The organism is Shigella sp. FC1661, assembly GCF_001712525.1.
GTDB lineage: Bacteria > Pseudomonadota > Gammaproteobacteria > Enterobacterales > Enterobacteriaceae > Escherichia > Escherichia coli.
In genome coordinates this window covers 1-9,573 of record NZ_MDGW01000063.1, presented here as the reverse complement: position 1 = coordinate 9,573, position 9,573 = coordinate 1, and the positions used below count along the sequence as shown (strand labels likewise).

Here is a 9,573-nt window from a genome sequence, read left to right as displayed (position 1 = left end):
CGTTCATTTCTCGTTATTTGTCATGCTGGCCGGGCGCAGATGCGTTGCATCTGTTGCCAGCCTTCTCCTGCAGGCTTCAATAACCCACGCTGAAAAGTTACCGGACCCTTTATGCTCAAGGGCGATGTTGATCTGTTCAATCATGTGATTGGGGAAACGGATATTGCGGGTTGTGGTTCTGCGGGTACGGTTTTTCGATGACATATTTATTTCCTTTACTGATTGCCATATGACGGGGATTTTACATGGCTGAGCTTCGTACACTCCAGAGCAGAATCAAAACACTGAATACCCGACGGGTGAATATTCTGAAGGGTGAACAGCGTCGTGTCAGTGGCAGTGCACGTGTTTCCCTCAAGCGTCATATCTGGCTCAGGGACACCGGGCAGTGCCGTCTCTGTGGTCGTGTGGTTGACCTCTGTGACAGTGAACTCGATCACCGAATTGCACTTCAGTTCGGTGGTGGTAATGAGGAGACGAATCTCTGGACGCTCTGTACCGAATGCCATCGACAAAAGTCTGCTCGTGAAGCGGCGAGTGATATGCCGGATCCGACGCTGCCGGAGGTGTCCGGAGGTAGTGGCAGAGAGGACGACATCATCGGACTGTAACCCGACCCCGGGGGGTATCATCCGGCGTAAAAAACGATCGCTTTGGACACCGCGCCCCCTCTCACGCAGAGAAAAAATTCCCGTTTCAGGCCAGTTAACATGTTAACTGGCTGTCCGGGTATTTTTGCGGTTTTTATCTTTATTATTCAGTTTGTTGTGCGAAAAAAAATGTTAACTGGCTTTTTCAGAAAATGTTAACCAGGCAGCAGTTAACATTTGCGGCATGAGACGCCGGGAAAAATGGGCTGAACCATACCCGGCTGAGTGCGTTCTGGACCCGGGAGGAGGCTGTGCTGACAACGCAAAAACGAAAATTTGCGCTGGCGCTCATGTCCGGGAAAAACAAAACAGCGTCAGCCATTGCCGCCGGTTATTCGGCGAAGACCGCCAGGGTTAAAGGCTCGCAGCTGGCAAAAGATCCGGAGGTGCTCGCGTTTATAGCCCGTAAACAGTGCGAAACGGTGGAGGTGGATGAGGTTCCTGTTTACCGGCAGAAAAAATCAGAGCAGGAGGATAAACCCCGTCGCCGTGAGGCGGCTGCAATACCACAGCCGGACGAAAACAATCCGGAGATGCCACCGCCCGCGGTGATGTCTCATGGTATTGAATATATGGAGGATGGTCTTCCCGATCCGGTGAAAGCTATGGGGCAGATCCTGGTGGAAAACCTCAGCATTGATCCGAAACTGGCACTGGATGCGGCCTGGCGACTGGCGCAGTTCACACACCATAAAAAAGGCGATGCCGGTAAAAAATCGGCAAAAGGTGATGCCGCGAAAAAAGCGGCTAACCGTTTTGCGGTACCACCACCACCACGACTGGTGGTGAATAACGATAATGAGGGCAACGGATGATACCTGTATGGAGCACGGCCTGCCCGGACTGGGCAGAGCGCCTGAAAAAGGGGCTGTCGATTATTCCGGCTCCGATTTATCCGGACCAGGCCGCACATGCCCTGGCGATTTTTAAACAACTGCGGATTGTGGATGCACCGGGTAGCCCGACGTTCGGGGAGTCCTGTGCACAGTGGGTGTTTGACCTGGTGGCGGCTCTGTTTGGCTCCTACGATGCGCAGACCGGTGTCCGCCATATCAAGGAAGTGTTCATTCTGATACCCAAAAAAAACAGCAAGTCCACACTGGCCGCCGGGATCATGATGACGGCGCTGTTACTGAACTGGCGGCAGGCGGCGGGTTACACGATTCTGGCCCCGACTGTGGAGGTGGCAGCCAACGCCTTCAATCCTGCCAGGGATATGGTACGACGGGACGATGATCTGGATGACCTCTGTCAGGTGCAGACACATATCCGGACCATCACCCACCGGGTGACGGACACCACCCTGAAGGTGGTGGCAGCCGATCCGAATACGGTGTCCGGTATCAAGTCCGTGGGGACGCTGATTGATGAGTTGTGGCTGTTTGGCAAGCAGTACAAGGCGGAGGACATGTTACGTGAAGCCATCGGCGGGCTTGCCTCCCGCCCGGAAGGGTTTGTGGTGTATACGACCACCCAGTCGAATGAACCGCCCGCCGGGGTGTTCAGACAAAAACTGCAGTACGCCCGGGATGTGCGCGACGGCAAAATTAATGATCCGCACTTTCTGCCGGTGATATTTGAACACCCTCCTGAAATGGTGGAAAGCGGGGCTCACCTGCTGATGGAAAACCTCGCCATGGTCATTCCGAATCTCGGCTATTCAGTGGATGAGGCCTTTCTGTACCGGGAGTACCGTAAAGCCCGGGAAGCCGGTGAAGAGACATTCCGGGGGTTCATGTCAAAACACGCCAATGTGGAAATTGGTCTTGCCCTGCGCTCTGACCGCTGGGCGGGGGCTGATTTCTGGGAAGAGCAGGGCCGTTGTATCAACCTGGACGATATCCTGCGTCGTGCTGATGTGGTGACGGTGGGGATTGACGGCGGAGGGCTGGATGATCTGCTGGGGATGTATGTGATTGGGCGTGACCGGGAGACCCGCGAATGGCTGGGCTGGGGCCATGCCTGGGCGCATGAAACCGCGGTGGTCCGACGGAAGAGCGAGGCGTCCCGGTTTCAGGATCTTGTTGCCTGTGGAGATATGACCATTGTCCGGCGTGTCGGGGATGACACGGCGGAAGTGGCGGAATATGTGCGTCGCATTCATGAGGCTGAGTTACTGGACCATATCGGTATTGACCCGTCAGGGGTGGGGCAGATTCTGGATTCACTGGCGGAAGCCGGGATCCCCGACGGAATTGTGGTGGGGATACGCCAGGGCTGGAAACTGGGCGGGGCCATTAAAACCACCGAGCGCAAACTGGCTGAAGGGGTGCTGGTGCATGGTGACCAGCCCCTGATGGCCTGGTGTGTCGGCAATGCCCGGGTGGAGCCTAAAGGTAACGCCATTCTTATCACCAAACAGGCCAGTGGACGGGGAAAAATTGACCCGCTGATGGCGCTGTTCAATGCGGTCTCCCTGATGTCCCTTAACCCGGAACCGAAAAAGAAAGAATATGCGGTTTTTTTCATATAACCCTGTTCACACTGTAACCATCACGAACCGCTCCGGCGGTTTTTTTATTTTCAGGAGGCTGATGTGACTCTTAAACGGGCCTGTTCCCTGCTGACGGTGAAATCCTTCAGTGAGGATGAATGGGTGATCACCGGGATTGCGTCAACGCCTTCTCCGGATCGGGATGGTGACATCCTGGAGCCGGAGGGCGCGGAGTTTGGCAGTGCGATCCCGTTTCTCTGGCAGCATGACCATTCCCGCCCGGTGGGGCAATGTACGGTGCGCCGGGTCAGCGAAGGGCTGGAAATCACGGCAACACTGGTGAAGCCCGTACCGGATATGCCGTCGCAACTGGCTGCCCGGCTGGATGAGGTCTGGGCGGCCATTAAGACCGGGCTGGTCAGGGGCTGTCCGTGGGCTTCCGTCCCCATGAATACACCTTTCTGGACGGAGGCGGACTGCATTTTCTGCGCTGGGAACTGATGGAGGTGTCTGCCGTCACCGTGCCCGCGAATGCGGAATGCACCATCCGGACCATTAAATCTTACGACAGCCCGTTTTCTGCCGCGTCCGGCAACCGGAAACCGGTGGTGAAAATCGCATCTTCTGCCGGCGCTGCGGCACAGTCAACAACCGTTTTTCATAAGGAAAAGACCATAATGAATATTGGCGAACAGATTAAAAGTTTTGAAAACAAGCGTGTAGCGCTGGCAGCCTCCCTTGAGGAGGTCATGACCAAAGCCGCAGAGGAAGGGCGCACGCTGGATGTGGAGGAGGAAGAGCATTACGACAACACCGCAGCGGAAATCCGTCAGGTGGATGCGCACCTGAAGCGCCTGCGTGAACTGGAAGCCGGTAAGGCCGCCACGGCGCAGCCGGTGAAACAGGCCGGTAACGGGAATGTGGCCGCGGTGGCTTCTGCGCCGGTGATCCGTGTGGAGCAGAAACTGGATAAGGGGATTGGCTTCGCCCGCTTTGCCAAATCGCTGGCTGCGGCTAAAGGCGTCCGATCTGAAGCCCTGGAAGTGGCCCGTCGTCAGTATCCGGATGACAGTCGTCTGCATCATGTCCTGAAATCGGCAGTGGGCGCGGGGACCACCACGGATCCGCAGTGGGCAGGCAGCCTGTCTGAATATCAGGAATACGCACAGGACTTTATTGATTACCTGCGTCCGCAGACCATTATCGGGCGATTTGGTCAGGGCGGGATCCCTGCACTTCGTCAGGTGCCGTTCAATATCCGTGTGCACGCCCAGGTGTCCGGCGGTGCTGCCGGCTGGGTGGGTGAGGGTAAGGCAAAACCCCTGACGAAGTTTGATTTTGAATCCATCACCTTCAGTCATGCGAAGGTGTCGGCCATTGCGGTACTGACGGAAGAGCTGATCCGTTTTTCCAGTCCGGCAGCTGATGCGCTGGTCCGTAATGCGCTGGCAGAAGCGGTGGTGGCGCGTCTGGACACAGACTTTGTGGACCCGAAAAAAGCCGCAGTGGCAGATGTCTCCCCGGCGTCCATCACCCATGATGTGAAGGGCAAGGCATCAACGGTAACCCGGATGCGGATACAGAGGCGGCGTTTGGACAGTTTGTGGCAGCAAACCTGCAGCCCACCGGTGCGGTCTGGCTGATGTCCAGCACCAATGCCCTGGCGCTGTCCATGCGTAAAAATACGCTGGGTCAGAAGGAATACCCGGACATGACCCTGCTGGGGGGGACCTTCCAGGGGCTGCCGGTGATTGTCTCCCAGTACGTGGGTGACCAGCTGGTGCTGGTGAATGCCCCGGATATTTATCTGGCGGATGACGGCGGCGTGGCAGTGGATATGTCCCGCGAGGCATCACTGGAAATGCAGTCTGAGCCGACCGGCGACAGTACCACGCCGTCGCCGGTGGAGCTGGTTTCCATGTTCCAGACAGGCAGTGTGGCCATCCGTGCGGAGCGCTGGATCAACTGGCGTCGTCGCCGTACCGCGGCGGTGGCGGTGATCACCGGTGTGAACTACGGCAGTGCGTCCGGCGGCTGAGTCTGATAAGGAGGACGGGAGGCGAGCGCCTCCCGTAACAGGTTATGGCAAAGATCCGATATCTGCAGGGCACGCATGATGCCCGGGCCGGGGATATCCGTGATGTGGCACAGCCGTGCGCGGAGGTGCTGGTTCGCCTGGGAAAGGCGGAGTACATCACGGTGCGACGTCCGGCAGGTCAGAAAAAGAAACGTGATGCGGAGCATGGCGAATGTGGAACCTTTTACAGCGAACCCGAAAAAACCAGAAATCAGGACGTGACGTAAGAGAGGCGGGCTGGACCAGCCTGTTTCAGGCGGTGGCTGAGCCCTTTTCCGGCGCCTGGCAGCAGGGCGTGAAAGCCGATCCGGAAGCCGTCCTCTCCTTTCATGCGGTGTTTTCGTGCATTTCGCTGATATCCCAGGATATCGCCAAAATGCGGCTGCGTCTTATGCAGACGGATGCGCAGGGGATACGCAGGGAAACTCGCCGGGGGGATATTGCCCGCCTCTGTCGTCGTCCCAACGCCCAGCAGAACCGCATCCAGTTTTTTGAACTGTGGCTGAACGCCAAACTGCGTCACGGCAATACGGTGGTGCTGAAAATCCGTAACTCCCGGGGGCAGATCAAAGAACTGCGCATTCTGGACTGGAGCCGGGTTGAACCACTGGTGGCGGATGACGGCGAAGTGTTCTACCGCATCACGCCGGACCGGAACTGCGGGATCACTGAGGCGGTGACGGTGCCTGCCCGGGAAGTGATCCACGACCGGTTTAACTGTTTTTTTCATCCGCTTATAGGGTTGCCGCCGGTGTATGCCGCCGGGCTGACCGCCACGCAGGGGCATCATATTCAGGAAAATTCGACGTATTTTTTCAGAAATGGCGGGGAAAACGGCCATTCTGAGCAACGGGGCAAAATACAACCCCACGACGTTTTCACCGGTGGATGCGCAGACGGTGGAACAACTGAAGATGACCGCTGAAATTGTCTGTTCGGTGTTCCGTGTCCCGGCCTACAAGATTGGCGTGGGACAACCGCCTTCCAGTGACAACGTGGAGGCGCTGGAGCAGCAGTATTATTCCCAGTGCCTGCAGACGCTGATTGAGTCCATTGAACTGTTACTGGATGAGGCGCTGGAAACGGGGGAAAACGAGAGTACAGAATTTGATGTCACCACGCTGCTGAGAATGGACAGTGAGCGGCGCATGAAAACGCTGGGGGATGCCGTGAAAAATACGCTTCTCACGCCCAATGAGGCCCGTAAACGGGAGAACCTGCCGCCCCTGGCCGGCGGTGATGCACTGTATCTTCAGCAGCAGAACTACAGTCTGGAGGCACTGTCCCGTCGTGATGCCCGTGAGGATCCGTTCGCGTCGACCGGGAAAACGGCCTTAGCGCAACCGCCTGACGGCGCATCTGACGGTAATAAGGCAATCAGTGAAACAGAGCATGATGCGGTGAAAGCGATGTTCAGGGGGATTCTGAAAAAATGAATGAACGTGAACTGTCCATTATTCGTGCCCTGGGAGAAGAATTCGCCACGGTGCTGGCGGATTTACAGCGCACATTTGAGGAGAAGATGAGCGCGCAGGCACAAGCGTTTGAAGAGAAACTGGCTTCCCTGTCCGCTCTGTTACAGAAGCATGTGACGGTGGATGAGGTTAGCCCTGTTCTGCAGGCGATGGTGGATGACGCAGTGGGGGCCATTCCGCTACCGCGTGATGGTCGCGATTATGATCCGGAAGTACTGAAGCAGGCGGTGAATGATGCGGTCGCAAATATTCCGCAGCCGGCGGACGGTAAAAGTCTCACCCCGGATGATGTGCGTCCGATGCTTGAACAGATGGTGACGGAGGCTGTAAGCCATATCCCTGTTCCGCGTGATGGTCGTGACTACGATCCGGATGTTCTGCAGAAGGCGGTTCTGGATGCGGTGAGTGCCCTGCCGGCTCCGCAGGACGGGCGTGATGCCACGGCTCTGGAAATACTCCCCGCCATTGACGTTCAAAAATCCTTTCCCCGGGGCACGTATGCCACACACCAGGGCGGACTCTGGCGGGCGTATGAAAAAACGCACGGGATGCGGGGATGGGAATGCCTGGTTGACGGGGTGGCGGATATTGACGTCAGCATGACGGGTGAGCGGTTGTTCTCTGTGGTGGTCCGGCAGAGCAGTGGCCAGCGTACGGAAAAAACATTTTCCCTGCCGGTGATGCTCTACCGCGGTGTGTTCAGAGCCGGTGAAACCTACCACCCCGGCGATACGGTGACGTGGGGGGCTCGCTGTGGCACTGCAACAGTATGACCGAAGATAAACCCGGAGAAGCTCATTCATCAGCCTGGACCCTGGCTGCAAAACGTGGGCAGGATGCAGGAGGCGGAAAATGACGGCATTACTGACACTGGAAGAGATCAAGGCACATCTGCGTGTCGACCATGACGCGGATGATGACATGCTGATGGACAAGGTTCGTCAGGCTACCGCCGTGCTGCTGGCCTACATTCAGGGCAGCCGGGATAAAGTGATCCGTGAGGACGGTGAACTGATCCAGGGCGAGGCATTAACCCGGATGAAGGGGGCTGCCATGCGACTGACCGGGATGCTGTACCGGAATCCGGATCTTGCGGAGCGGGAAGAACTGCTTCAGGGGGAGCTGCCGTTTTCTGTTTCCGTGCTGATTTACGATTTGCGTTGTCCGACGGTGTTATGAGGAGGGGGAATGGCAATATCTGCAGGTCGTCTGACACAGATGATAAGTGTTCTGAACCCGGTGTTAACCCGTAACGCTGCCGGAGAAATGACGGAAGAATGGGTGTCATGCGGGAAAATTCATGCGGATATCCGAGGCAGGAGCAGCCGGGAGCGGATGCAGTCCGGTGCGGAAATGGCGCAGGCGGAAATCCGCATCTGGGTGCGCGGTCAGTCCGGTCGGGAAATCACGGCAGCGTCACGACTTCATGTGCTGAGTGGTCCATGGCGTGACCGGATCCTGAACGTTGTCGGGCTGCCCGTGCCGGATGCGACCGGCGGGCGTCTGGAAATTCTCTGTCGGCTGGGAGGGGAAAAATGATCGAAATCCTGCTGGATTTTTCGGGGCTGGAGGACATCAGCCGCGATTTGCAGCTTCTGAGTGGTGCGGAAAATAACCGGGTGCTGCGTGAGGCAACCCGTGCGGGTGCGAATGTGCTGAAAGAAGAAGTGGTGTCACGGACACCGGTACGCAGGGGAAAACTGCGCCGCAATGTGGTGATCCTTTCCCGGCGCTCCCGCGATGGCGGGATGGAATCCGGTGTCCATATCCGTGGTGTTAATCCGGACACCGGTAACAGCGATAACACCATGAAGGCGGATAACCCGCGCAATGCTTTCTACTGGCGGTTTGTGGAAATGGGGACCGTGAATATGCCACCGCACCCGTTTGTGCGCCCGGCGTTTGATGTGCGCAGTGAACAGGCAGCTCAGGTGGCGATTGCGCGGATGAACCGGGCCATTGATGAGGTACTGAGACGATGACGGAGGCGGATTTGTATCCTCATCTGGCGCATCTTGCCGGCGGGCAGGTGTACCCGTATGTGGCCCCCCTGCTGGATGGCAGGCCGTCGGTGGCGCTTCCGTGGGTGGTTTTCAGCCTGATTTTATCGGTGTCAGCGGACGTGATGGGCGGGCAGGCGGAGTCCTCAGTGTCGGTGCAGATAGACGTTTATGCCGGGACTGTGACGCAGGCGCGTCAGATACGTCAGGACGCCCGTGAAGCCATAATGCTGCTGGCCCCGGGATCCGTCAGTGAAATGCAGGACTATATTCCGGAAAACCGCTGTTACCGTGCAACCCTGGAGTTTCAGGTCACGGTGTGACTTTTTCTTTTTTTCTACAAAACCATACCCCGCCGCGTGCGGGTTTTTTATTATCAGGAGGCAGAATGTCTGCTTTGTATGAACGCTCACAGCTGACGCAGGTGATGATTTCATCTGCCCCGGCGACTGCTGAAACTATGGATAAGGCGGAATATCTGCGCCTGGACTGCACCATCAAGGAAGTCCAGTTCACCGCCGGTCAGAAACAGGATATTGATGTGACCACGCTCTGCTCCACAGAGCAGGAGAACATCAACGGTCTGGGGGCGTCGTCTGAGATTTCCATGTCGGGTAATTTTTATCTGAATCAGGCCCAGAACGCCCTGCGTGATGCCTATGACAATGACGCGTTGTATGCGTTTAAGGTGCTGTTTCCGTCCGGTAAGGGCTTTAAATTCCTGGTAATGCTGCCAACTTACTGATTTAGTGTATGATGGTGATTTTAAGGTGCTTGCGTGGCTTCCATTTCCATCAGATGTCCTTCCTGCTCCGCTACTGAAGGCGTGGTGCGTAACGGCAAAAGCACTGCCGGACATCAGCGCTATCTCTGCTCTCATTGCCGTAAAACATGGCAACTACAGTTCACTTACACCGCCTCTCAGCCCGGTACGCAC

General features: G+C 56.8%; 10 protein-coding genes and 3 pseudogenes. 12 read left to right on the top strand and 1 reads right to left on the bottom strand.

The features are described 5' to 3' along the window. Nucleotides 1-3: 3 nt before the first annotated feature. Nucleotides 4-204 carry a YlcI/YnfO family protein gene (locus tag BFF42_RS04850; protein WP_000095744.1) on the bottom strand — a complete coding sequence of 67 codons (201 nt, stop codon included), beginning with the start codon at nt 202-204 and terminating at the stop codon, nt 4-6. Nucleotides 205-245: 41 nt separating this feature from the next. Between BFF42_RS04850 and BFF42_RS04845 the strand changes: the two genes are divergently transcribed. The 12 genes and pseudogenes from BFF42_RS04845 to BFF42_RS04785 form a co-directional block, all read left to right on the top strand. Continuing rightward, a complete protein-coding gene (locus BFF42_RS04845) occupies nt 246-611 on the top strand; it encodes an HNH endonuclease (protein WP_039059168.1) in 366 nt (121 codons plus the stop codon). A gap of 290 nt (nt 612-901) precedes the next feature. Beyond that, nucleotides 902-1,465 carry a terminase small subunit gene (locus tag BFF42_RS04840; protein ID WP_001530008.1) on the top strand — a complete coding sequence of 188 codons (564 nt, stop codon included), beginning with the start codon at nt 902-904 and terminating at the stop codon, nt 1,463-1,465. Then, a complete protein-coding gene (locus tag BFF42_RS04835) occupies nt 1,462-3,123 on the top strand; it encodes a terminase large subunit (protein ID WP_012421340.1) in 1,662 nt (553 codons plus the stop codon). Before BFF42_RS04840 ends, BFF42_RS04835 begins: the two co-directional genes overlap by 4 nt. 63 nt (nt 3,124-3,186) lie before the next feature. After that, nucleotides 3,187-5,122: pseudogene (locus tag BFF42_RS04830) on the top strand (phage major capsid protein). 44 nt (nt 5,123-5,166) lie between these two features. Then, nucleotides 5,167-5,388, top strand: a complete 222-nt coding sequence (locus BFF42_RS04820; protein ID WP_001063101.1) for a hypothetical protein — start codon at nt 5,167-5,169, stop codon at nt 5,386-5,388. Then, nucleotides 5,334-7,492: pseudogene (locus tag BFF42_RS04815) on the top strand (phage portal protein). The gene BFF42_RS04820 and the pseudogene BFF42_RS04815 overlap by 55 nt, the downstream one beginning before the upstream one ends. Further along, nucleotides 7,489-7,815, top strand: a complete 327-nt coding sequence (locus tag BFF42_RS04810; protein ID WP_000125994.1) for a head-tail connector protein — start codon at nt 7,489-7,491, stop codon at nt 7,813-7,815. Before BFF42_RS04815 ends, BFF42_RS04810 begins: the two are co-directional and overlap by 4 nt. 9 nt (nt 7,816-7,824) lie before the next feature. Then, a complete protein-coding gene (locus BFF42_RS04805) occupies nt 7,825-8,175 on the top strand; it encodes a phage head closure protein (protein ID WP_001007905.1) in 351 nt (116 codons plus the stop codon). Next, nucleotides 8,172-8,618, top strand: a complete 447-nt coding sequence (locus tag BFF42_RS04800; RefSeq protein WP_000569978.1) for an HK97-gp10 family putative phage morphogenesis protein — start codon at nt 8,172-8,174, stop codon at nt 8,616-8,618. The genes BFF42_RS04805 and BFF42_RS04800 overlap by 4 nt, the downstream gene beginning before the upstream one ends. After that, on the top strand, nt 8,615-8,959 hold the full coding sequence (gp17, locus tag BFF42_RS04795; protein ID WP_039059167.1) for a tail completion protein gp17: 345 nt from the start codon (nt 8,615-8,617) through the stop codon (nt 8,957-8,959). Before BFF42_RS04800 ends, gp17 begins: the two co-directional genes overlap by 4 nt. Nucleotides 8,960-9,024: 65 nt before the next feature. Beyond that, nucleotides 9,025-9,360, top strand: a pseudogene (locus BFF42_RS04790) (major tail subunit); the annotation flags it as partial. A 54-nt stretch (nt 9,361-9,414) separates the two neighbouring features. Continuing rightward, nucleotides 9,415-9,573: IS1 family transposase (locus BFF42_RS04785; protein WP_032277379.1), on the top strand; the 159-nt coding region annotated here is incomplete at its 3' end.

Bases quoted from the DNA above. Each gene is read 5' to 3' on its own strand.
- BFF42_RS04850 (WP_000095744.1), bottom strand. From the start codon at position 204: ATGTCATCGAAAAACCGTACCCGCAGAACCACAACCCGCAATATCCGT.
- BFF42_RS04845 (WP_039059168.1), top strand. From the start codon at position 246: ATGGCTGAGCTTCGTACACTCCAGAGCAGAATCAAAACACTGAATACC.
- BFF42_RS04835 (WP_012421340.1), top strand. From the start codon at position 1,462: ATGATACCTGTATGGAGCACGGCCTGCCCGGACTGGGCAGAGCGCCTG.
- BFF42_RS04820 (WP_001063101.1), top strand. From the start codon at position 5,167: ATGGCAAAGATCCGATATCTGCAGGGCACGCATGATGCCCGGGCCGGG.
- BFF42_RS04810 (WP_000125994.1), top strand. From the start codon at position 7,489: ATGACGGCATTACTGACACTGGAAGAGATCAAGGCACATCTGCGTGTC.
- BFF42_RS04805 (WP_001007905.1), top strand. From the start codon at position 7,825: ATGGCAATATCTGCAGGTCGTCTGACACAGATGATAAGTGTTCTGAAC.
- BFF42_RS04800 (WP_000569978.1), top strand. From the start codon at position 8,172: ATGATCGAAATCCTGCTGGATTTTTCGGGGCTGGAGGACATCAGCCGC.
- gp17 (WP_039059167.1), top strand. From the start codon at position 8,615: ATGACGGAGGCGGATTTGTATCCTCATCTGGCGCATCTTGCCGGCGGG.